Origin of the sequence: Actinomycetospora rhizophila, from assembly GCF_042657905.1 — a bacterium.
Lineage (GTDB): Bacteria > Actinomycetota > Actinomycetes > Mycobacteriales > Pseudonocardiaceae > Actinomycetospora > Actinomycetospora rhizophila.
The window spans coordinates 1-21,059 of sequence record NZ_JBHSKG010000017.1; the positions used below are offsets into that span (position 1 = coordinate 1).

Consider the following 21,059-nt stretch of genomic DNA (forward strand, 5'->3'; position numbering starts at 1 on the left):
AGGGCAGCACCGTGCTCGGCTGGAAACAAGCCCTCGGCGCTCTCGCCCTGGCCTACCCCGACCGCATCGGCCCCTACCTCAGCTGACCGACCCATAGATCAACTTACACAGACAACTTGACAGGCCCCGACCGTATCGACGTGTCGATGCCCGTCAGGCCTGTCGGGACGCTTACCGGGCCGGGCCGGCGCGGCACAAGGCCGACCAGCGGGCGCGGCGCCCGAAGCCGACCAAGTTCAGCGGGCATCCTGAGCTGGTCACCGAGGTCCAGCAGGGCCTTGAGCTGCACTGGAGCCCCGAGCAGATCGCGGCCGAGTTACGCGTCCGGTTCCCCGACCGCCCGGAGATGTGGGTGTCCCACGAGACGATCTACCAAGAGCTCTACGTCCAGGGACGGGGCAGCCTGCGCCGCGAGCTGCACCGCTGCCTGCGCACCGGTCGTGCGCTGCGCCGCCCGCGGGCCTTCACCCGCCGCTCGGGCCGGCTCCACATCCCGCCCGAAATCATGATCAGCGAGCGGCCGGCCGAGGCCGGGGACCGCGCGGTGCCCGGGCACTGGGAGGGCGACCTGATCCTCGGGGCCGCCAACGGCTCCGCGATCGGCACCCTGGTCGAGCGCTCCACCCGGTTCGTGCTGCTGCTGCACCTGCCCGAGCGTCACGACGCCGCGGCCGTCCACGACGCCATGGTCCCGGCCATCCGCGCCCTGCCCGCCGGGCTGCGCCGCTCGCTGGCCTGGGATCAGGGCAGCGAGATGGCCCGCCACCACGAGATCCGCATCGCGGCGGACCTGCCGATCTACTTCTGCGACCCGCACAGCCCCTGGCAGCGCGGCAGCAACGAGAACACCAACGGGCTGCTACGCCAGTACTTCCCCAAGGGCAGCGACCTCTCGGTCCACACCGCCGACGACCTCGCCGCCGTCGCCGCCGAACTCAACGCCCGACCCCGCAAGACCCTCCAGTGGCGATCCCCAGCCCGCGCCCTCGACCAACTACTCTCCGGCCCACCAATCACCGGTGTTGCGACCACCCCCTGAGCCCACGGGCGTTCGATCATGCGCACCGTGCCGGTCGCCGCGGGGGGAGCCGGAGGGCCCGCGAGGTGCTCTCCATGTCGATCTCTCGAGAGTGCCGCCAGTGCTCTCGGACCCGGTTGCGCTGAGAGCTCTCTGGAGAGATCGTTCTGGCGAGCTCGCGTGGCGAGAGGCACGTTCGGCAGGTGCTCGGCGGGTTCGATCATGCGCACCGTGCCGCTCGCGGGAGGTGACGGGGCCCACGCGGGACCTGGGTCGTCGCCACCATCTGCGGTACCCTCCACGCGTCGTTCTTGGACACCGCGCGGGAGAGACCTGCAGACAGAAGCCTCTGGGTGCAGGCGCCGAAGGAGCAACTCCTCCCCGGAACCTCTCAGGCACCCCGACCGCGCGGAGGAGACGACCTCTGGAAAGAGGTGAGCGGTCCGGGTCCTGCCGGGATCGTCCACCCGCCGATGGTGCAAGCCGAGGGTGAGCCCACCCCACCGGCGAAGCTCTCAGGCGCTCGCACGGAAGCGGGCAGCGGCAGAGGGGGAGGCCGCGCGGAGGACGGAGACGTCCCGAGCGCGAGGCCCAGTCCGCCCTGCCCCGGAGGCGTCATGAACGCACCGCACGGTCCCGCATCCTCCTCACACTCCCGCGAGTCCTGGGAGACCGCCCCGCTCGCCGCGCTCGAGCACGGTGTCCCCTTCGCCGACCGCCACGTCGGTCCCGACGCCCGCGGGCTCGCCCGCATGCTGGAGACGGTCGGCGTCGGCTCGCTCGAGGAGCTCGCCGACCGGGCGATGCCCACGTCCATCCGGACCGACCCCGCCGACTGGTCGGACGACCCGACCGGCGCCGCGCCGCCCCCGCCGGCCACCGAGGCCCAGGTGCTCGAGGAGCTGCGCGCGCTGGCCGCCCGCAACACCGTGCTGGAGCCGATGCTCGGCCTGGGGTACCACGGCACGATCACCCCGCCGGTGATCCGCCGCAACGTGCTCGAGGACCCGGCCTGGTACACGGCGTACACGCCCTACCAGCCCGAGATCTCCCAGGGCCGGCTCGAGGCGCTGCTGAACTTCCAGACGATGGTCTGCGACCTCACCGGCCTCGACGTCGCCGGCGCCTCGATGCTCGACGAGTCCACCGCCGCCGCCGAGGCCATGCTGCTGCTGCGCCGGGCCGACAAGACGAAGAGCTCACGGTTCCTCGTCGACGCCGACACGCTGCCCCAGACGATCGCCGTGCTGCGCACGCGTGCGGAGGCGCTCGGCATCGAGATCCAGGTCGTGGACGTGACGGCGGAGCTCCCGGAGCCGGACTTCTTCGGCCTCCTGCTCGCCGCCCCGGGCGCCTCGGGCGCGCTGCGCGACCACCGCGGCGTCGTCGAGGCCGCCCACGCTCGCGGCGCCGCCGTCGTCGCGGCCTGCGACCTGCTCGCCGCCGCGATGGTCACCCCGCCGGGCGAGATCGGCGTGGACGTCGCGGTCGGCTCCACCCAGCGCTTCGGCGTCCCGCTCGGCTTCGGCGGCCCGCACGCCGGCTTCCTCGCCGTGCGCCAGGGGCTCGCGCGCCAGCTGCCGGGCCGGCTGGTCGGCACGTCGGTCGACGCCGACGGCGACCCCGCCCACCGGCTGGCCCTGCAGACCCGCGAGCAGCACATCCGCCGCGACAAGGCCACCAGCAACATCTGCACCGCGCAGGTGCTGCTCGCGGTGATCGCCTCGATGTACGGCGTGCACCACGGCGCCTCGGGCCTGCGCACCATCGCCCGGCGCACCCACCGCATGGCCGCGGTCCTGGCCGCCGGCCTGGTCAAGGGCGGCGTCGAGGTCGTACACCGCGAGTTCTTCGACACCGTGCTGGTGCGCGTGCCCGGCGGCGCGGCCGGGGCCGTCGCGGCCTGCCGCGCCGAGGGCATCCTCGTGCGCGAGGTCGACGCCGACCACGTCGGCGTCTCCTGCTCCGAGCAGACCACCCGCGAGCACCTGCGGGCCCTGTGGCGGGCGTTCGGTGCCGGCGCGATGGACGTCGAGGACCTCGACGCGGCCACCGACGACGCGATCCCCGCGGCGCTGCAGCGCACCTCGAGCTACCTCACGCACCCCGTCTTCCATCGCCACCGCAGCGAGACCGCCCTGCTGCGCTACCTGCGCGAGCTCTCCGACAAGGACGTCGCGCTCGACCGCAGCATGATCCCGCTGGGCTCCTGCACCATGAAGCTCAACGCCACCGCGGAGATGGAGCCGATCACCTACCCGGGCTTCGCCGGGCTGCACCCGTTCGCGCCGGAGTCGGACGCGCCCGGGATGCTGCAGGTGATCCACGACCTCGAGGACTGGCTGGTGCACCTCACCGGCTACCACGCGGTGTCGCTGCAGCCCAACGCCGGCTCGCAGGGCGAGCTCGCGGGCCTGCTCGCCATCCGCGCCTACCACCGCAGCCGCGGCGACCTGCAGCGCGACGTCTGCGTCATCCCGTCCTCGGCGCACGGCACCAACGCCGCGTCGGCGATCTCCGCAGGGATGCGGGTCAAGGTCGTCAAGACGACCGACCGCGGCGACGTCGACCGCGAGCACCTGGACCAGGTGATCGCCGAGGCGGGCGACGCGCTGGCCGCCATCATGATCACCTACCCGTCGACGCACGGGGTGTACGAGCCGCACGTGCGCAAGGTCTGCGCGGCCGTCCACGACGCCGGCGGGCAGGTCTACGTCGACGGCGCCAACCTCAACGCGCTGGTCGGGCTCGCCCGGCCCGGCCGCTTCGGCGCCGACGTCAGCCACCTGAATCTGCACAAGACCTTCTGCATCCCGCACGGCGGCGGCGGTCCGGGCGTCGGCCCGGTGGGCGTCGCCGAGCACCTCGCCCCGTTCCTGCCCAACCACCCGGCCCAGCCGTCGGCGGGCCCGGAGACGGGCGTCGGCCCGGTCGCGGGCGCGCCCTGGGGCTCGGCGTCGATCCTGCCGATCTCCTGGGCCTACGTGCGGCTCATGGGAGTCGACGGGCTGCGCCGCGCCACGCTCACCGCGGTCGCCGCCGCGAACTACGTCGCCACGCGGCTCGCCGACCACTTCCCGACGCTCTACACCGGACCGGACGACTTCGTCGCCCACGAGTGCATCCTCGACCTGCGCCCGATGACCAAGGCCTCGGGCATCACGGTCGACGACGTCGCCAAGCGCCTCGCCGACTACGGCTTCCACGCGCCGACGATGTCGTTCCCGGTGGCGGGCACGCTCATGGTCGAGCCCACGGAGTCCGAGGACCTCGACGAGATCGACCGCTTCTGCGACGCGATGATCGCGATCCACGGCGAGGTGGCCCGCGTCGAGTCCGGCGAGTGGCCGGCCGACGACAACCCGCTGGTGCACGCCCCGTTCACGGCGCGCTCGGTGCTGGTGGGGGAGTGGGACCACGCCTACAGCCGCGAGCAGGCCGCCTTCCCGGCCGGCGGGCGCCCCACCAAGATCTGGCCGCCGGTGCGGCGGATCGACGCCGCCCACGGCGACCGTCACCTCGTGTGCTCCTGCCCGCCGCTGGAGGAGCTCGCCGAGTCGTGACGTCCCCGGGGTCGCCGTCGAGGTCGTCGGCGGCGGCCCCGGGCACGCGGCGTGTCGGTCTCACTCGATCGTGGTGCCAGAGGTGACACTGGGACTCACGCGAACAGGGGGGCCACTGTGACCACGTACATCGCCGCTGGGGCCGTCGCCGGTGTCGTCATCGGGTTCTTCCTAGGACGGAGCTGGGCCGAGTACTTCCGCGCTGCCAACGACGCCAAGAACATCATGGCGGGCCGCAAGAACTACCACGGCAAGAGCACTCGTGCGTTCGTTCTTGGTGGTCTCCTGATCCTCGGTCTCGCGATCTTCTTCGCGAACAGTCAATTCTACTGAGCCGCCGCGCCGGGATCGTCGAGCGCCGCGCGCGCACCCTCGAGCGTCACCCCGCGGGCGGCGAGCAGGGGCAGTGCGCGCCCGGTCCCGGAGTGCAGCATCCCGAGCAGGACGTGCTCGGTGCCGATCGAGCGGTCGCCACGCCGCAGCGCCTCGCGCAGGGCGAGCTCGAGGACCTTCTTGGCGTCGCGGCCGAACGGGATGTGACCCCAGCGGCGGCGCCCCGCGGCCCGGGTGCTCTCCAGCGCGCCCGGCCCGAACGCCTCCTCGACGCGCTCGCGGACCTCGTCGAGGTCGATCCCGACGCTCGCCAGCGCGGCCTTGTCGGGGAGGCCGGGGAGGTCCGTCGGTGGCGCCGCGTCGAGGTCGGCCTCCACGCCCGCCCGCGTCACGCCCCGGGCGGCCAGCAGCGCCGCCGCCCACGTGTCGGTCGCCCGGCACACGCCGAGCAGCAGGTGCTCGCTGCCGATCCGGTCGGCGGCGCGCTCGCGGGCGTCCTCCTGCGCGAGCACCACCACCCGCCGCGCGGGGTCGGTGAACCGTTCGAACACGTCGGACCTCCTGGGGGTCAGTCGATGTGGCGGCGGTACTTCTTGTGCACCGCCTGCCGGCTGACCGACAGCCCGTCGGCGATCTGCTGCCAGGACCACCCCCGGTCACGCGCGTTGCGGACCTGCAGCTCCTCGAGGGACTCGAGCAGCGTCCGCAACGACGCCACCGCCGCGAGCCCCGTCGCCGGGTCCCGCGAGGACGCCGCGGCCGCCACCGCCGTCGCATCAGCCATGACTGTCAATCTAGGTTGACACGACGGCGCTGTCAACCACGGTTGACAGAGCCCCGCTCAGACCGTGATCGCCTCGGTGGGCGCGTCCGGCGCCGGCACGATCGGCGGCGGGGTCGTGGCGTGGCGCAGCGCCCAGGCCAGGACGTAGTCGGCGATCTCCTCCCAGCCCGGCGCGGCGGGCAGGAGGTGCGGCTTGCTGCCGAACTCGACCACCTCGGTGATCGTCTTCTCGGCCTTGTAGTGCGCCGCGTTCGACCACTGCACCTTCGGCGGCATGATGTTGTCGCAGCTCCCGCCGACGAACAGCAGCGGCGCCCGGTCCTCGTTCTCGTAGTTCACCCAGGTGCCCTGGTGGCCGGGCGTGAGGTTGGCCAGCGCGCTCTCGAACAGGATGCCGCCCGACACCGGCACCGCGTAGCGCTCGTAGAGGGCGCGGGCCTGCTCCTCGGGGAAGGTGTTGGTGAACGCGTAGTTCCAGTGCGCGAAGTCGTAGCGCACGGCGCGGTGGCGGTTCGCCGGGTTCTTCAGCACCGGGAACGTGGCCTTGACCTGCGACAGCGGGATCACCGGCACGCCCTCGGTCGGCGCAGAGTTCAGGGCGACACCGGCCGCGCCGAACCCGTGGTCGAGGAGGATCTGGGTGAACGCGCCGCCCGCGGAGTGCCCGATGATGATCGGCGGCGACGAGAGCCCGCGCAGGATCTCCTCGAGGTGCTCGACGATCGCGGGGATGGTGACGGCCTCGACGGGGGAGGGGTCGGCGTTGAGCGCCTCGACCTCGACCTCGAAGCCCGGGTAGGCCGGGGCGATCACCCGAAAGCCCTTCGCCTCGTAGTGGGCGACCCACTGCTCCCAGGAGCGCGGGGTCACCCAGAAGCCGTGGACGAGGACGATGGTGTCGGGCGTGCGCTGGGTCATCCGGTTCTCCTCGATCGGCCTACACTGAGATCACCGTAGGTAGACAGAAGACGCCGGAGTTGCCCGAGAGTGCGCGGTTCTTGTCCCAGGATGCGGTCGCAGGCTTGGTATCGATCGCCCTCTTCTCTACGCTGAGTCACCATGCTGGTGCTCGACTCCCGGGACACCCCCGTGGCCGAGCGCGCCGAGCTCGTCACGACGCTGATGGCCGAGACGAGCGCGGCCACCGTGACGCTCGCGCCGCACGCCGACCTCCACGCGCGCATGGAGCTCTGGCAGCTCGGCCGCCTCCCGCTCTTCCGCAGCGAGTCGTCGGGGATGGCGATGTCCCGCGACGTGCGGCGGGCCCGGCGTGACGAGGCGCCGATCGTGGCGCTGGCGGTCCAGGAGCGCAGCACAGCCCGCCACGAGCAGTTCGGTCACCAGCAGACCGTCGCCCCGGGCCGCCTGATGCTGGTCGACCTCACCGCGCCGTTCGCGTTCTCGTGGGCGACGACCGGTGCGTCGCGGGCGCTGCAGGTGCCCCTCGACGCGCTCGGCCTGCCGATGGAGGTCGTCCGCGACGCCGCGCCGCACCTGGAGGACAGCCCGCTCGCGGCGCTGGTCAGCCGCCACGTCGTCGACCTGTTCGGCGCGGCCGACCGGCTGGAGGCCGGTGAGCAGGCGGCGGCGATCGGAGCGGCGAGCATCGACCTCGTCCGGGCCCTGCTCGCGTCGACGGCCCGTCCTCCCGTCGCCCGCGATGTCCACCACGAGACGCTGCTCGCGCGGATCCACGAGTACGTCCGGCAGCGGCTGCGCGACCCCGACCTGGGTGCCGACGAGATCGCCGCGGTGCACAACATCTCGCGCCGCCAGCTCTTCGAGCTCTTCGCCCGCACCGGCAGCAGCCTCGAACAGACGATCATCGGGCGGCGCCTCGAGGGGGCCCACGACGAGCTCGGCCGGCCGGGGGCGCGGCACAAGGCGATCGCCACCGTGGCCCACGAGTGGGGCTTCCGCGACGCCGCGCACTTCTCCCGCCGGTTCAAGGACGCCTTCGGGATGACGCCGCGCGAACGGCGCGCGGCGGTCGACGCCGGCGGCTAGCGCTCAGGACAGGGTCGTCGTCCCCGGCGTGAGGACCACCGGCACGGGGGCACCGCGCACGATCGCGCCGCCCGGGTCGCCGAGCAGGACACGGGTGGCGGCGCCGGCCGCGTTGGCGCCCACCACGAGGAGCTCGCCGTCGTCCCAGCCGATGCCCATCACCGCCTCCTCGACGGTCGCGCCGGCGGCTGCGAGGGTCTCGGCGTCGGTGACCCCGAGCTCGTCGAGCGCCGCGCGCTGGGCCGCGAGCATCTGCTCGCGCCACTGCTCGACGACGACCTCCTCGGCGTGCAGGCCCGCCTCCGAGGGCACGGTCGTCCCGCGCTGGGGACCGAACGACGCCACGCGCAGCGACCCCCCGGTGCGGCGGGCGAGGTCGACGGCCGTGGCGAGCACCCGGGAGGCGTGCCGGCCGCCGCCCCACGCGCAGGTCACCCGCGTGACCGGCCCGTCGTGGACCGCGGAGTCGCCGGCCACCGCCACCGGCACGTCGGCCGAGCGGGCGAGACGCGCGCCGACCGACCCCGGGCCGGGCGGGGCGTCGCCGAGCACGATCACCGCGGCCTGCCGGGCGTGGGCCGCGCGCGCCAGACCCCCGGGCACCGAGCGGTCCTCGACGACGGTCGTCTCGACCTCGACGCCGTCCACGGCGGGCGCGGGGCCGGCGGGGGTGCCGTCGCCGGGCGAGGTCACCGTGCACACGACGAGCGGGCCGCCGAGCGCGCGGGCCAGGCGCGCGCCGAGCACGAGGGCCCCGCTGCCCGGCTCCTCGCCGGGCACGCGGCCGACCAGGACGGTCACGTCGCCTCCTCTTCGGTCGGTGCGGCCAGGCGCGAGTGGCGGGCGCCGTAGAACCGCCAGAACACGAGCGCGACGCCGAGCCAGAGCACGAACACCAGCAGCGTGATCCACCGCAGCCCGGAGATGAGGTAGACGCAGGCGGCGATCGAGAGGATCGGCGTCACCGGGTAGCCCGGCACCCGGAACCCGCGGGGCAGGTCGGGGGCGGTGCGGCGCAGGATGATCACGCCGACCGAGACCACCGCGAACGCCACCAGCGTTCCCACGCTGACCAGGTCGGCGAGGACGTCGAGCGGGATCAGCCCGGCCAGGACCGCCACGGCGACCCCGACGATGACCGTGGTGGGCACCGGGGTCAGCGTGCGCGGGTTCACCCGGGAGAGCAGGGGCGGGAGCATGCCGTCGCGGCTCATCGAGAACAGGATGCGCGACTGCGCGTACATGGTCACCAGCGTGACGCTGAAGATCGAGATGACCGCGCCCGCGGCGACGACGATGCCCGGCCAGGCGGACCCGGTGACCGCGCCCATGATCGCGGTGAGGCCGGCCTCCTGGCCCTCGAACTCCGTCCAGCGCTGGGCGCCGACGGCGGACACGGCGACGAGCAGGTAGATCGCGGTCACGGTGACGAGGGCGAGCATGAGGGCCCGGGGGACCGTGCGCCGCGGGTCGCGGACCTCCTCGCCGGCCGTCGACACCGCGTCGAGGCCGATGAACGAGAAGAACACGGTGCCCGCCGCGGCGCCCACCCCGCTGAACCCGAGCGGGGTGAACTCCGCGAAGTTGTCGACGTCGAACGCGGTGAACGCGATACCGACGAACAGCAGCAGCACGCCGAGCTTGATCACCACCATCACGGCGTTGACCGTCGCCGACTCGCTGACACCGCGGATCAGCAGCAGCGTGCACAGCACCACGAGGATCACGGCCGGCAGGTTGAACACCCCGCCCGCCCCCGGCGCGCCGGACAGCGCCTCCGGGAAGCGGATGCCGACGGTGGCCTGCAGCAGGGCGTTGAGGTACTCCGACCAGCCCACCGCCACCGCGGCGGACGAGACGAGGTACTCGAGGATCAGGCACGCCGCCACGGCCATCGCCGCGGCCTCGCCGAGGGTGGCGTAGGCGTAGGAGTACGACGAGCCCGACACCGGTACCGCCGAGGCCAGCTCGGCGTAGCACAGCGCGGTGAGCCCGGCGGTGATCGCGGCGATGACGAACGACAGGACCACCGCGGGCCCGGCCTCCGGGGTGGCCTCGGAGAGCACGAAGAAGATGCCGGTGCCGACCGTGGACCCGATGCCGATGGCCGCGAGCTGACCGAGGCCCATCGACCGCTTGAGGTCGCCGCCCTCGTGCCCCGCGCTCGCGTCCGCGCCGGTCTCGGCGGCCATCGCGGTGACCGGTTTGCGCCGCAGCCAGGCAGAGCGGTCGGGTCCGGGCACGGGTCCCCCTCGAGGGTCGCTGTCGATCTCCGCAGGCTCCGTCTCCGAGCGGGTGATCGAGAGCCTAGCCTCCGGTGACGCGCACGGACTCGCTCTCGACCGCGCTGCTCGCCCGGCGTCCCACCGACAGCGCGACGACCGCGGCCACGACCGTCACGATGCCGACGACCCAGAGCCCGGCACGCTGGCTGCCGGTGAGGTCGGCGAGCCCGCCGGTGACGTAGGGGGCGGCAAACCCGGAGATGTTGCCCAGCGAGTTGATCAGCGCGATGCCGCCGGCCGCCGCCGCGCCGGTGAGGAACTGCGAGGGCAGCGGCCAGAACGTCGGCAGGGCCGCGCAGGTGCCCACGGCGCAGACGGTCACCGCGGCCATCGCCGAGTAGGGGTCCTCGAGGTAGAGCGCGACGGGGATCGCGACCCCGCCGAGGATCATCGGCAGCGCGAGCCACCAGCGCCGGCCGCGCTCGCCGGACAGGAAGCCGCCGTCGGCGCGGGCGGCGGCCCGGTCGGCGGCGCGGCTCCACACCACCATCCCGATCGCGGCGACGGCGTAGGGGATCGAGGTGACCAGGCCCTTCTCGATCGTGTCGAGCTTGGTGCCGAACTGCTGCTCGAAGTCCGACACGATCGTCGGCAGGAAGAACCCGAGGGCGTAGAGCCCGTAGGTGACGCCGAAGTAGACGAAGGCGAGCGCGAGGATCCGGGGTGCGGTGAGCGCGCGGCGCAGCGTCCAGTGGTCGGCCTTCTCCACCTGCGCGGCCTCGGCGTCGAGGCGCCGGCGCAGCCAGGACCGCTCGTCGTCGGCGAGCCAGCGGGCCTGCTCGGGCCGGTCGGTGAGCGCGAAGAAGGTGACGACGCCGAGCAGGATCGCCGGGATGCCCTCGAACAGGAACATCACCCGCCACCCCGACAGGCCGAACAGCCCGTCGCCCGCGGAGATGATGAGCGCGCTGACCGTCGAGCCGACCGCTGTCGAGATCGGCACCGCGACCATGAACCAGCCGACCGCCCGCGCCCGGTACTCGGCGGGGAACCAGAACGTGAGGTACAGGATGATCCCGGGGAAGAAGCCGGCCTCGGCCACGCCGAGCAGGAACCGCAGGATGATCAGCACGGTGGCGTTGGGGGCGAACGCCATGACCGACGCGACGATCCCCCAGGACACGAGGATCCGGGTGATCCACCGGCGCGCCCCGAAGCGGTGCAGCGCGAGGTTGCTGGGCACCTCGAGCAGCAGGTAGCCGATGAAGAAGATGCCCGAGGCGAGCCCGAACATCGTCGCGGTCAGGCCCAGCTCGCGGTTCATGCCGTTGGGCCCGGCGAACCCGATGTTGACGCGGTCCAGGTAGTTGACGAAGTAGAGCACCCCGAGCAGGGGCATCAACCGCCAGGCGACCTTGCGGAGCGCCCGGCGCCCGACGTCACTGTCCGTGCTCGATCCGCTCGTCTCCGTCGACACCCGTTCAGTGGACCAGTCGGGTGAGGTCCCTGTGAAGACGTCAGCCGCAACTGCGCAGGGCCGACACGTCCGGCGACCCTCCGCGCTCGAACGAGATGTGGACGTGGTCCTCGTGGTTGGCCGTGGCGCCGCCGCGGTCCTCCATGCCCTCCCACCCGGAACCGGTGTTGATCCGCTGGTCCCAGATGACGTAGGAGACGCCGAGGTCGTCCTTGTTGTCGATGACGCAGTCGGCGATCGCGTCGCCGTCGGTGGTCATGAAGTCGAGCGCGTAGCCGCCCGGGTGGTCGGACTGGCCGCCGCGGCTGCCGACGCCCAGGACGTCGTGTCCGGGGAAGACGCACTCCATCGCGTTGCCGACCTCCTGCACGGAGTCGGCCACGCCGCCGTACGAGCTCGAGGCGCCGCAGCTCGTGATCGACGCGGTGCGCTCCTGCTCGGCGGCGGCCTGCTGCGCCCGCTGCTGCTCGGCCTCGCGGGCCTGCGCCTCGCGCGCGGTCGCGGCGTCGGCGGCGCGGTCGCGCTCCGTGGCCTTGATCAGGTCGGCGGACGCCGCGCCCGTGCCGGGCCCGCTGACCGGGGCGACGGCGGCCTGCGCGCCCCCCGCGGCGGGCGTGTCCGCGAGCGCGGCGCCCTGGGCGGAGAGCTCGAGGGTGGCCGCGGCGTCCTGCGTGTCCTGGTCGGGCAGGGCGATGACGGCCGGCCCGACCAGCGCGAGCGCGCTGCCGGTCAGGCCCGCGGCCACCGCGCCGTGCCGGATCGCGGCGCGGCCGGGGGAGCGGTGCCGGGAGGCGCCGCGGACGGCGCCCTCGGGCATGACGAACGGGACGGTACGGGGCTCGCGTCGGCGCTGTCCTGCGTGCGCGTCACGGCCCCTGGGGGAGCGTTGCCGTGTCACGTGCTGCCTTCCGGTCACGGAACGGCCTGGCGACACCGTCGGGGTCGGTCGTCGCCGCGGGGAGGGAGCAGATCACCACGGGGGAGCCGTGACCAACTCGTAACCGTTCCGTGAGCGACAGTAGACGAACCGGACGGCGAGGACGGGCGGGGTTGCCCCCGCGACGGCGGACGGGACGTGCGGCGCGGTCGGCGGTCACCGGGCGCGGCGACCGGCGGTCAGCAGACGACGCGTGTCGCGATCGCCCGGCCGAGCAGGGTGCCCGAGCGCCAGGCGGTCTCGACCTTCGGGCTGCCCCAGCCGTCGCCGCAGAGCCCGACGAGGTCGTCGGTGAGCACGAACTCCTCCTCGTGCGGCTGCGCCGGGCTGGCGAACGTCCACCGGTGCGCGTGGGTCCAGGCCGGCGCCTCGTCCAGGGCGAGCAGCTCGGTGACGGCGTCGACGACGGGCGGGATCGCGCCGTCGGGGTCGTCGAGGTGGCGGCGGGCCCGCTCGGCCGTCGTGTGGGCGACGAGCACCGGCGCGAGGTCGCCGCGGCGGTCGCCGTCGTCGGCGAGGAGGTCCACGTCGGGGTGCCCGTTGACGAACGCCGCGGGGAACCGGTCCCAGCCGCGGTGCCCGTAGCCGAGCGCCACCGCGACGACGGGGTTCCACTCCCGCTGCGCGACCAGGGCGCCGGCGCGCAGCGCGGGGTGCAGCAGGCGGGCGGCCTGCGGGTCGGGCATGGCCAGCACCACGGCGCGCGCGGGGACGCCGTCGACCGCGGGGCCGGGCTCGACGACGCCCACCGTGTGCCCGGTGCGCACCGGCAGGCCCTCGGCGAGGTCGGCCACCAGCGCGCGCAGCCCGCCGGGGGAGCGCCACCGCTGCGGGCCGGCCTTCGACGACCAGGTGCCGTCGGCGTCCCGGCTCGCGAGCGTGTCGGTCCACGGCACCGCGAGCCCCCGGCGCCGCCAGCCCTCGACGACCGCCGCGAACTCCTCGTCGCGCACGGTGAAGTAGGCGGCGCCCAGGTCGACGACGTGCCCCGAGCCCGCCGGCAGCGCCCGGCTCGCCATCCGGCCGCCGACGCGGTGCGAGCGCTCCAGCACCCGCACGCGCACGCCGGCGGCGACCAGCGCGCGGGCGCACGCGATGCCGCTGATGCCGCCGCCGACGACGAGGACCTCGTCGCGGACCCGGGGAGACGTCACGCCCGCGACCTCGTCACGTGCGTGCTGTCGCGGACCGTGCCGACGTACTCCTCGACGAGGTCCTCGAGGGCCACGAGCCCGACCGTGGTGCCCTGGTCGTCGACGGCCCGCGCGAGGTGCGAGCCCTCGCGGCGCAGCGCCGCGAGCGCCTCGTCGACCGGCGCGGAGAGCGCCAGCTCGGGCAGCGCGCGGACCCGCTCGGCGGGCACCGGCCGGTCGGCGGCCTCGTCGTCGGACTGCCCGTCACCGTCGCCGTCGCCCAGGTCGAGGACGTCCTTGACGTGCAGGTACCCGGCGAGCGCGACCACCGGCGCGTGCTCGGTGTGCTCGCCGTCGCCGTCGGCGGGGCTGATGGGCGTCGTCCCGGCCTCGAGCGGGCGGGTGTCGAGGCGCGGGTGCGCGTCGGGGGCCTGCGGCGCCTGCACCGGGAACCGCGAGAAGCCGGTGCGGGCGACGGCCTCCTCGACCGCCCCGACCGTCGGGTGCGGCGGGAGCACGGTGACCCGGTCGAGCGGGATCGTCACGTCGGCGACGGTGTGCTCGGCGGAGCTCAGCGCCTGGGTCAGACGCCGGGTCTGCGAGGCGTCGAGCAGCCCCTCGCGGCGCGACTCCGAGAGCATCTCGGCGATCTCCTGCGGCGTGTAGGCCGCCTCCCGCTCGTCGACGGGCGTCACGCCGAACAGCCGCAGGACGTGGTTGGCGCACCAGTTCAGCACCGTGATGATCGGGCGCGTGACCTTGAGGAACGCCACCAGCGCCGGCACCAGCCACAGCGACGTGCGCTCGGGCCCGGCGATGGCGATGTTCTTGGGGACCATCTCGCCGATGACGATGTGCAGGATCGTCACGATCGTCAGCGCGATCACGAAGGCGATCGGGTGGATGAGCACCGACGGGACGCCGAGCGGCTCGAGGACGGCCTCGAGCTGGTGGGCCACCGCGGGCTCGCCGAGCGAGCCGAGCGCCAGCGAGCAGATGGTGATGCCCAGCTGGGCGGCCGCCAGCATCATCGAGAGGTGCTCGGAGGCCCGCAGCACCGTGGCGGCGCCCGCGGTGCCCTCGGCCTGGAGGGCCTCGAGGCGGTCGCGGCGGGCCGTGATCAGCGAGAACTCGGCGCCGACGAAGAACGCGTTGGCGAGCAGCAACGCGATCATCAGCAGCAGGGCGACGGTGTCGCTCACGCGGGCGCCTCCGTCCCGTCGGTGGTGACCGCGGCCGGGACCTGGGGCGGTCGCACCACCCGGACCTCGGCGACCCGGCGGCCGTCCACGCGTGTGACGATCAGCTGCCAGTCGTCGCAGGTGACGGCGTCACCGACGTGGGCCAGGCGCTGCAGCTCGGCGACGATGTAGCCCGCGAGCGTCTCGTAGACCTCGCTCTCGGGGAACGACCAGCCGACGGCCTCGGCGAGCTCGTCGGGGCGCAGCATCCCCGAGACGATCCAGCTGTCCTCGCCCTCGCTGTGCACCCGGGTGGCCTCGCCGCGGTCGTGCTCGTCGCGGACGTCGCCGACGATCTCCTCGACGAGGTCCTCGAGGGTGACGATGCCGGCGGTGCCGCCGTACTCGTCGACCACCAGGGCCATCTGCAGCCCGGCGCCGCGCAGGCGGTCGAGCAGCTCGTCGCCGTCGAGGGAGTCCGGCACGGTGGTCGCGGTGCGCATGAGGTTGCGCAGCTTCGTCGTGGGCCGCTTGGCCCGCGGCTCGGAGAACGCCTGCTTGACGTGGACGACGCCGCGGATGTCGTCGAGGTCGCGGTCGACCACGGGGAACCGCGAGAACCCGGTGCGCACGGTGGCGGCGAGCAGGTCGTCGACGGTGTCGTCCTGGGACAGCGACTCGACCCGCACGCGCGGGGTCATCAGCTCGTCGGCGCGGCGGTCGCCCACCCGCAGCGAGCGCGCCATCACCTCGGCGGTGCCCTCGTCGAGCGTGCCCTGCTGGGCGCTCGTGGCCACCAGTGAGCCGAGCTCCTGGGGCGAGCGCGCCGAGCGCAGCTCCTCGGCGGGCTCGATGCCGAGGCGCCGCACGATCCAGTTGGCCGACCCGTTGAGGCCGCCGATGAAGTAGGAGAACACCCGCGAGAAGCCGGCCTGGATGCCCGCGACCATGCGGGCGGTGCTCATCGGGCGGGCGATCGCGAGGTTCTTCGGCACCAGCTCGCCGAACACCATCGACAGCGCGGTGGCGAAGACCAGCGCGATGATCGACGCGGCGCCGCCGGCCGCGCCCGCGGGCAGGCCGAGGTCCTCGAGCAGCGGGGAGATCAGCGTCGCGATCGCGGGCTCGGAGAGGTAGCCGGTGATCAGCGTGGTGATCGTGATGCCCAGCTGGGCGCCGGAGAGCTCGAACGAGAGGTTGCGATGTGCGCGCTGGACGATCTTCGACCGGCGGTCGCCGACCTCGGCGACGTGGTTGTCGATCTGGCTGCGTTCGAGGCTGGTCAGGGAGAACTCGGCCGCCACGAAGATGGCGGTGCCGAAGGTGACGGCGACGAACCCGACGAGTCCGAGCACCGACAGGAGGACGTCCACGATGCGTCGAGTCCCCGCCTCAGCCCGTGGCCAACCGGGCCGGGAAACCGCCGGTGGCGATCGGCCCCCAGCGCTCCACCGACAGGCGGATCAGCGACTTGCCCTGCCGCGTCATGGCCTGGCGGTACTCGTCCCAGTCGGAGTGCTCGCCGGAGATGGAGCGGAAGTACTCGACCAGGGGCTCGAGCGCGTCGGGGAGGTCGAGGACCTCCGCGGTGCCCTCGACGTGCACCCACGGGCCGTCGAAGTCGTCGGACAGCACGCACATCGCGACGCGGGGGTCGCGCCGGATGTTGGTGACCTTGGCGCGGTCGGGGTAGGTCGATACGAGCAGGCGCCCGTCGGCGTCGATGCCGAGCGTGACGGGCGAGGTCTGGTCGCCGCCGTCGCTGCGCCGCGTCACGACGATCGCCTTGTGCCGCGTCCGCAGGAACGCGTCGAGCTCCTCGCGCCCCACGCGGTCGTTGGTCGCCACGTTCACCATGGCGACGAGCGTAGCCGCGGGAGGGGGTCGGCCCCTCTACGGTGATCACCATGGGGTCGCTGGACGGTCGTCGTGTGGTGGTGACGGGCGCGTCGTCGGGCATCGGCGCCGCGGTGGCCCGGGCGGCCGCCGACGCCGGGGCCCGCGTGGGGCTGCTGGCCCGGCGCGCGGACCGGCTCGAGGCGCTGGCGGCCGAGGTCGGCGGCCGGGCCGGCGTCGCGGACGTCACCGATGCGGCGGCCGTCACGCGGGCGGTCGACGAGCTCGCCGGCGCCCTCGGCGGGGTCGACGCCGTGGTCGCCGCCGCCGGGACGATGCACCTCGGCGCGGTGTCCGAGACCGACCCGCAGCGCTGGCGCGAGGTGTTCGACGTCAACGTGCACGGGCTGCTCGCCACCGCCCGCGCCGCGCTGCCGCACCTGGGCGAGGGCGCGAGCTGGGTGACGGTCTCGTCGATGTCGGGCCGGCGGGTGCCGAGCGCCGCGGGCGGGGTCTACGCGGCGAGCAAGCACGCCGCCCACGCCGTGGACGAGACGCTGCGCCGCGAGGCGGGCGCGCGGGGCGTGCGCGTCACCACCGTCGCGCCGGGGTTCGTCGCCACGGACCTCATGGCGGGCGACGAACCGGGCCGCGAGGACGTCGCGGCCTTCCGCGGACGGATGCACGAGCTGGGCCTGACGCCCGAGCACGTGGCCGCGGCGGTGGTGCACGTGCTGGGCCTCCCGCCCGAGGTATGCGTGGTCGAGTACGCCCTCGTGTCGTCGGCGCAGCAGCGGGGATGAGGCCCCGGTTCCGTGACCTGCGCCGCAGGCGGTGGCGGGGCCCCCCACGTCCCCGACGACAATGTCCCGCCATGTGCGACGGAGCCCGGGGGATGAACGGCCGGTGAGCGGCAGTCCGTTCGTCGACTTCGACCGGAACACCTGGGCGCAGCTGCGCGAGACCAGTGCGGTCCCGCTGACCGCCGAGGAGCTCGAGGAGCTCCGCTCGCTGGGCGACCCGGTCGACCTCGACGAGGTCCGCGACGTCTACCTGCCGGTCTCGCGGCTGCTGGACCTGCACGTCCGGGCCAACGCCGGCCTGCTGGACGCCTACCGGCGGTTCCTGCGCCAGGACGAGGAGGCGACGCCGTTCGTCATCGGCATCGCCGGGTCGGTGTCGGTCGGCAAGTCGACGACGGCCCGCCTGCTGCGTCTGCTGCTGGCCCGCTGGGACGACCACCCCGACGTCGCCCTGGTGACCACCGACGGGTTCCTGCACCCGAACGCCGAGCTGGAGCGCCGCGGCCTCATGCGCCGCAAGGGGTTCCCGGAGTCCTACGACCGGCGTGCCCTGCTGCGCTTCGTCGCCGACATCAAGGCGGGCAAGCCCGAGGTGCCGGTCCCGATGTACTCGCACCTCGTCTACGACGTCCTCGACGAGCAGCGGATCGTCTCGCGCCCGGACATCCTCGTGCTCGAGGGCCTCAACGTGCTCCAGCCGGCGCCGCAGACCGGCGAGCGCGCGAGCGCGCTGGCCGTCTCGGACCTCATCGACTTCTCCATCTACGTCGACGCTCACCCCAGCGACGTCCGCCGCTGGTACGTCGAGCGCTTCCTGGCCCTGCGCGAGACCGCCTTCCGCGATCCGGCGTCGTACTTCCGCCGCTACGCGGAGATGGACGAGGACGCCGCGCGCGCCCAGGCCGCGCGGCTCTGGGACGAGATCAACGGGCCGAACCTGCGCGAGAACATCGCACCGACGCGGTCGCGGGCGGGGCTCGTGCTCACCAAGGGCGGCGATCACACGGTCCGGCGCATCCGCCTGCGCAAGCTCTGACCCAGCTCTGACCTCGTCGTCACGAGGGCGTGGGACCATGAGCTATGTCCACTTCCGCCACCGGGACGCAGGCCGGGCCGTCCGGTGGGTCCGGATCGTCCGATCCCGACCTGCCGTCGCGCCTGCGGCTGGCCATCGGCCGTCTCAACCGCCGGATCCGCGTCGACTCCGCGGCGGCCCTGCCGCCGTTGCAGACGTCGGTGCTGGCCACACTCGAGGACCACGCTCCGCTGCGCCTCTCGGAGCTGGCGCGCCGGGAGGCGGTGACCCCACCCACGATGAGCCGCGTGCTGGCCGCGCTCGACGACGCGGGGCTGCTGGTGCGCACGCCCGACCCGCAGGACGCGCGGTCGGCGCTGATCCACCTCTCCGAGGAGGGCCACGCCGCCATACGGCGTATCCGCACCGAGCGCACGGCGTCGCTCGCGCAGCGGCTCGACCGGCTCGACGCGGAGCAGCGCGCGGCCCTCGAGGCGGCGCTGCCCGCCCTCGAGGTCCTCGTGGAGGAGTGACGATCCCTCGCGCGGTGTAACGTTCCGCGGTCGACTGACGACGGACGGTGTGTCAGGTGTGAGCGATACGACTCCGGGAGAGCCGGTGCCGCTGTTCCAGGCCCCCCTGCAACGCCGCCCGTCCCCGCCCGAGGTGGCCGACGAGCGCGAGGCCCTCGAAGGCTGGCTCGACTACTTCCGCGCCCTCGTCGTGCACGCCCTCGACGGGCTGGACGACGCGACGCTGCGCCGCCGCGTGCCCGACGGCGACGGGCCGAGCCTGCTCGCGATCGTCAAGCACCTCACCGAGCTCGAGCGCACGTGGCTCGTCGAGCGCTGGGGCGGTCGCGGCGGCCGCCACGTCCCGAGCTACGTCGACGAGGAGGTGCCCGGCTTCCGTCTCGCGGACATCGAGTCCCCGGACGACGTGGTGGGCAGCTACCTCGAGGCGTGCGAGAAGGGTCGCGACGCCCTGGCCGGCGCCGAGTCGCTCGACGACGCCGTGCGCGACGACCGGCGCGGGCACATCGAGCTGCGCTGGATCCTGCTGCACCTCGTCACCGAGACCGCCCGCTACGCCGGGCAGGCGCAGGTGCTGCGCGACGCGGCCGCCGCGCTGACCGGCGCCCGGCCCGAGCCGCAGGACGACGACCCGGCCGGCTAGCGGACGTCCGCGGTGACCACCAGGTCGTCGTGGGCGAAGCTGAGCAGCCCCTCGATGGCGCGCGACTCGTCGGTCGGCGTCTCGTAGGACCACGCGGCGTCGCTGAGCACCCGCCCGTCGGGCAGCCGCACGTCGTAGTACGTCGCGTAGCCCTTGTACGGGCACGCCGTGCGCTTCTCGGCGGGCTCGAGCGTCGCCGAGAGCGCGGCACGGGGGATGTAGAGGCGGTCGACCAGGCCGGTCTCGCCCAGCAGCACCCCGCCCGCCGCGTCGGCCACGGGGACGCCGTCGGTGGTGGTGACGGTGACGTGGCGGCTGGTGTTGCGCAGGCTCACGCGGTGGTAGGGGTCGGGCAGGCGCCCGATGACCTCGTCGTCCTCGTCGAACCACCGGTCGGCGGCCTCGGGGGCCAGCACCGCGAGGCCCGCGAGCCACGACGACTCGGGGATCGGCTCCGGGTAGGCCCACACGGCGTCGGTCACGACGCGGTCGCCCACGCGCAGGGACCGGTAGGTCGCGTCGCCCTTGAACGGGCAGTGGGTGCTGGTGTCGCTGGGCTCGAGCAGGTCGGCGCGCAGGTCCTCCTCGGGCACGTAGAGCTGCGGGGGCAGCCCCGTCTCGTAGAGCAGCGCGCCGCGCGTCGTGTCGAGCACGGTCACCCCGTCGACCTCCGCGCGCACGCGCCGGGTGAACGGCTCGAGCAGCAGCGAGTGCGCGGGACCCTCGACGGTGAACGTCCTCGTCTCGGGCACCTTGCGCGACAGCGGGCCACCGAACATGGTCAGGGCCACGACGACCTCCTGGGCTGGGGATGCTCTCGTCTGCGTGCAACCCGGCCCCCGGCAGCGGGATTCCCCGGGTCAGGTCCCGCTCGCCGCGGCGCCCGCCCCGGCCACGACGGCGACCGCGGCGTAGAGGTCGGCGATCGCCCTGTGCACCGCCTCGCCCGCCCACTCGCCCTCGGCGACCACCTTGCTGCGGTCCCGCAGCGCGCGCTTCGGGGCGTCGACCACCTTGTGCTCCGCCTTGACCGCGCGCAGCAGGGCGACGAGCGCGGCGTCGTCAGTGGTCGGCGCCACGCCGTCCACGAGGACCGCGCGCATCCGGACCGCGGCGGCGTCCCGTCGGCGGCGGTCGGCGGCCGGGTAGAGCGGGGAGCGCGGGATGCCGAGGAACGAGCGCTCCTCGACGCGCACGGACCCGTCGTGCACGAGCCCGGCCATGAGCGGGCCCTGGACGCGGCTCTGCAGCTTCTCGATCGCGGCCTTCGGGACGGGGTCCGCGGGGAGCCGCTCGAGCGCGAGGTCGAGCACGTGGTCGCCGGTCGGCGCGCGGTCGCCGATCACGAGGTGGGAGTTCCACCGGCGCTGCTCGAGGCGGGCGCGGCCGTCGAGCACGAGCTGCAGCACGACGGCGCCGGCGAGGGCCCGGGGCAGCGACGAGGAGTCCACCAGGGGCGCGCCGGTGGCGGGGTCGTGCAGGAGCAGGGCCAGGTCCTCGGCGGTGCGCATCGGCTCATCGTGGCGGGCCGCGGGGCCGCGCCACCTCCTCCTCGCGGCGGAGATCGGGTG

The 21,059-nt window shown here is 74.0% G+C and carries 20 protein-coding genes, 1 pseudogene and 1 riboswitch; of the genes and pseudogenes, 8 read left to right on the forward strand and 13 right to left on the reverse strand.

Features of this window, described 5'->3' with window-relative positions:
* Positions 1-127 precede the first annotated feature (127 nt).
* The 3 genes and pseudogenes from ACFPK1_RS25210 to ACFPK1_RS25220 form a co-directional block, all read left to right on the forward strand.
* Positions 128-1,039, forward strand: a pseudogene (locus ACFPK1_RS25210) (IS30 family transposase); the annotation flags it as partial.
* Positions 1,040-1,331: 292 nt separating this feature from the next.
* Positions 1,332-1,435: riboswitch (glycine riboswitch) on the forward strand.
* A gap of 200 nt (positions 1,436-1,635) precedes the next feature.
* Positions 1,636-4,581, forward strand: a complete 2,946-nt coding sequence (gene gcvP / locus ACFPK1_RS25215) for an aminomethyl-transferring glycine dehydrogenase (RefSeq protein WP_378023708.1) — start codon at positions 1,636-1,638, stop codon at positions 4,579-4,581.
* 117 nt (positions 4,582-4,698) lie between these two features.
* Entirely contained in the window at positions 4,699-4,914 is a 216-nt protein-coding gene (locus tag ACFPK1_RS25220; RefSeq protein WP_378023709.1) for a hypothetical protein, read from the forward strand.
* Here ACFPK1_RS25220 and ACFPK1_RS25225 read toward each other — a convergent pair.
* From ACFPK1_RS25225 to ACFPK1_RS25235, 3 genes are read right to left on the reverse strand one after another with little or no spacing between them, the layout of a single operon-like run.
* Positions 4,908-5,465, reverse strand: coding sequence for a Clp protease N-terminal domain-containing protein (locus tag ACFPK1_RS25225; RefSeq protein ID WP_378023710.1), 558 nt, complete (start codon positions 5,463-5,465; stop codon positions 4,908-4,910). The genes ACFPK1_RS25220 and ACFPK1_RS25225 overlap by 7 nt on opposite strands.
* 17 nt (positions 5,466-5,482) lie before the next feature.
* Complete coding sequence (locus ACFPK1_RS25230; RefSeq protein WP_378023711.1) at positions 5,483-5,698, reverse strand: helix-turn-helix domain-containing protein; 216 nt, start codon at positions 5,696-5,698, stop codon at positions 5,483-5,485.
* Between the two features lie 57 nt (positions 5,699-5,755).
* Entirely contained in the window at positions 5,756-6,616 is an 861-nt protein-coding gene (locus ACFPK1_RS25235; RefSeq protein ID WP_378023712.1) for an alpha/beta hydrolase, read from the reverse strand.
* A 141-nt stretch (positions 6,617-6,757) separates the two neighbouring features.
* Here ACFPK1_RS25235 and ACFPK1_RS25240 point away from each other — a divergent pair, with 141 nt between their 5' ends.
* Positions 6,758-7,705: a helix-turn-helix domain-containing protein gene (locus ACFPK1_RS25240; protein WP_378023713.1), complete on the forward strand. Its 948-nt coding sequence runs from the start codon at positions 6,758-6,760 to the stop codon at positions 7,703-7,705.
* 3 nt (positions 7,706-7,708) lie between these two features.
* Here ACFPK1_RS25240 and ACFPK1_RS25245 read toward each other — a convergent pair whose 3' ends face one another.
* From ACFPK1_RS25245 to ACFPK1_RS25280, 8 genes are all read right to left on the reverse strand, one after another.
* Positions 7,709-8,506, reverse strand: a complete 798-nt coding sequence (locus ACFPK1_RS25245) for a universal stress protein (protein ID WP_378023714.1) — start codon at positions 8,504-8,506, stop codon at positions 7,709-7,711.
* The gene (locus ACFPK1_RS25250) at positions 8,503-9,897 is read right to left on the reverse strand and encodes an APC family permease (RefSeq protein ID WP_378023855.1); all 1,395 of its coding nucleotides are present in this window, start codon (positions 9,895-9,897) and stop codon (positions 8,503-8,505) included. The genes ACFPK1_RS25245 and ACFPK1_RS25250 overlap by 4 nt, the downstream gene beginning before the upstream one ends.
* A 115-nt stretch (positions 9,898-10,012) precedes the next feature.
* Positions 10,013-11,329, reverse strand: coding sequence for an MFS transporter (locus ACFPK1_RS25255; protein WP_378023856.1), 1,317 nt, complete (start codon positions 11,327-11,329; stop codon positions 10,013-10,015).
* A gap of 118 nt (positions 11,330-11,447) precedes the next feature.
* Positions 11,448-12,224, reverse strand: coding sequence for a VldE C-terminal domain-containing protein (locus ACFPK1_RS25260; protein ID WP_378023715.1), 777 nt, complete (start codon positions 12,222-12,224; stop codon positions 11,448-11,450).
* A gap of 299 nt (positions 12,225-12,523) precedes the next feature.
* Complete coding sequence (locus ACFPK1_RS25265) at positions 12,524-13,498, reverse strand: NAD(P)/FAD-dependent oxidoreductase (RefSeq protein WP_378023716.1); 975 nt, start codon at positions 13,496-13,498, stop codon at positions 12,524-12,526.
* Positions 13,495-14,679, reverse strand: a complete 1,185-nt coding sequence (locus ACFPK1_RS25270) for a hemolysin family protein (RefSeq protein ID WP_378023717.1) — start codon at positions 14,677-14,679, stop codon at positions 13,495-13,497. The genes ACFPK1_RS25265 and ACFPK1_RS25270 overlap by 4 nt, the downstream gene beginning before the upstream one ends.
* Positions 14,676-16,031 (reverse strand): hemolysin family protein, encoded by a 1,356-nt coding sequence (locus ACFPK1_RS25275; RefSeq protein ID WP_465252230.1) that lies wholly within the window; start codon positions 16,029-16,031, stop codon positions 14,676-14,678. Before ACFPK1_RS25275 ends, ACFPK1_RS25270 begins: the two co-directional genes overlap by 4 nt.
* Positions 16,032-16,050: 19 nt before the next feature.
* Positions 16,051-16,515: a PPOX class F420-dependent oxidoreductase gene (locus ACFPK1_RS25280; RefSeq protein WP_378023718.1), complete on the reverse strand. Its 465-nt coding sequence runs from the start codon at positions 16,513-16,515 to the stop codon at positions 16,051-16,053.
* A 50-nt stretch (positions 16,516-16,565) separates the two neighbouring features.
* On the opposite strand from ACFPK1_RS25280, the gene ACFPK1_RS25285 reads away from it, so the two are divergent.
* The 4 genes from ACFPK1_RS25285 to ACFPK1_RS25300 all read left to right on the forward strand — a co-directional run bounded on the left by ACFPK1_RS25285 (position 16,566) and on the right by ACFPK1_RS25300 (position 19,488).
* Complete coding sequence (locus tag ACFPK1_RS25285) at positions 16,566-17,297, forward strand: SDR family oxidoreductase (protein WP_378023719.1); 732 nt, start codon at positions 16,566-16,568, stop codon at positions 17,295-17,297.
* A gap of 61 nt (positions 17,298-17,358) precedes the next feature.
* On the forward strand, positions 17,359-18,333 hold the full coding sequence (coaA, locus tag ACFPK1_RS25290) for a type I pantothenate kinase (RefSeq protein ID WP_378023720.1): 975 nt from the start codon (positions 17,359-17,361) through the stop codon (positions 18,331-18,333).
* Between the two features lie 44 nt (positions 18,334-18,377).
* Positions 18,378-18,845 (forward strand): MarR family transcriptional regulator, encoded by a 468-nt coding sequence (locus ACFPK1_RS25295; RefSeq protein ID WP_378023721.1) that lies wholly within the window; start codon positions 18,378-18,380, stop codon positions 18,843-18,845.
* Positions 18,846-18,903: 58 nt separating this feature from the next.
* The gene (locus ACFPK1_RS25300) at positions 18,904-19,488 is read left to right on the forward strand and encodes a mycothiol transferase (RefSeq protein WP_378023722.1); all 585 of its coding nucleotides are present in this window, start codon (positions 18,904-18,906) and stop codon (positions 19,486-19,488) included.
* Here ACFPK1_RS25300 and ACFPK1_RS25305 read toward each other — a convergent pair.
* A complete protein-coding gene (locus tag ACFPK1_RS25305; protein WP_378023723.1) occupies positions 19,485-20,279 on the reverse strand; it encodes a DUF427 domain-containing protein in 795 nt (264 codons plus the stop codon). The two genes, ACFPK1_RS25300 and ACFPK1_RS25305, sit on opposite strands and share 4 nt — an antisense overlap.
* 69 nt (positions 20,280-20,348) lie before the next feature.
* On the reverse strand, positions 20,349-20,999 hold the full coding sequence (locus ACFPK1_RS25310) for a GOLPH3/VPS74 family protein (RefSeq protein ID WP_378023724.1): 651 nt from the start codon (positions 20,997-20,999) through the stop codon (positions 20,349-20,351).
* Between the last annotated feature and the right edge of the window lie 60 nt (positions 21,000-21,059).

What these genes read in the sequence shown, in the direction of transcription:
- gcvP (WP_378023708.1), top strand. Translation starts at nt 1,636, where the DNA reads ATGAACGCACCGCACGGTCCCGCATCCTCCTCACACTCCCGCGAGTCC.
- ACFPK1_RS25230 (WP_378023711.1), bottom strand. Translation starts at nt 5,698, where the DNA reads ATGGCTGATGCGACGGCGGTGGCGGCCGCGGCGTCCTCGCGGGACCCG.
- ACFPK1_RS25235 (WP_378023712.1), bottom strand. Translation starts at nt 6,616, where the DNA reads ATGACCCAGCGCACGCCCGACACCATCGTCCTCGTCCACGGCTTCTGG.
- ACFPK1_RS25240 (WP_378023713.1), top strand. Translation starts at nt 6,758, where the DNA reads ATGCTGGTGCTCGACTCCCGGGACACCCCCGTGGCCGAGCGCGCCGAG.
- ACFPK1_RS25250 (WP_378023855.1), bottom strand. Translation starts at nt 9,897, where the DNA reads ATGGCCGCCGAGACCGGCGCGGACGCGAGCGCGGGGCACGAGGGCGGC.
- ACFPK1_RS25255 (WP_378023856.1), bottom strand. Translation starts at nt 11,329, where the DNA reads ATGCCCCTGCTCGGGGTGCTCTACTTCGTCAACTACCTGGACCGCGTC.
- ACFPK1_RS25260 (WP_378023715.1), bottom strand. Translation starts at nt 12,224, where the DNA reads ATGCCCGAGGGCGCCGTCCGCGGCGCCTCCCGGCACCGCTCCCCCGGC.
- ACFPK1_RS25280 (WP_378023718.1), bottom strand. Translation starts at nt 16,515, where the DNA reads ATGGTGAACGTGGCGACCAACGACCGCGTGGGGCGCGAGGAGCTCGAC.
- ACFPK1_RS25285 (WP_378023719.1), top strand. Translation starts at nt 16,566, where the DNA reads ATGGGGTCGCTGGACGGTCGTCGTGTGGTGGTGACGGGCGCGTCGTCG.
- coaA (WP_378023720.1), top strand. Translation starts at nt 17,359, where the DNA reads ATGTCCCGCCATGTGCGACGGAGCCCGGGGGATGAACGGCCGGTGAGC.
- ACFPK1_RS25295 (WP_378023721.1), top strand. Translation starts at nt 18,378, where the DNA reads ATGTCCACTTCCGCCACCGGGACGCAGGCCGGGCCGTCCGGTGGGTCC.
- ACFPK1_RS25310 (WP_378023724.1), bottom strand. Translation starts at nt 20,999, where the DNA reads ATGCGCACCGCCGAGGACCTGGCCCTGCTCCTGCACGACCCCGCCACC.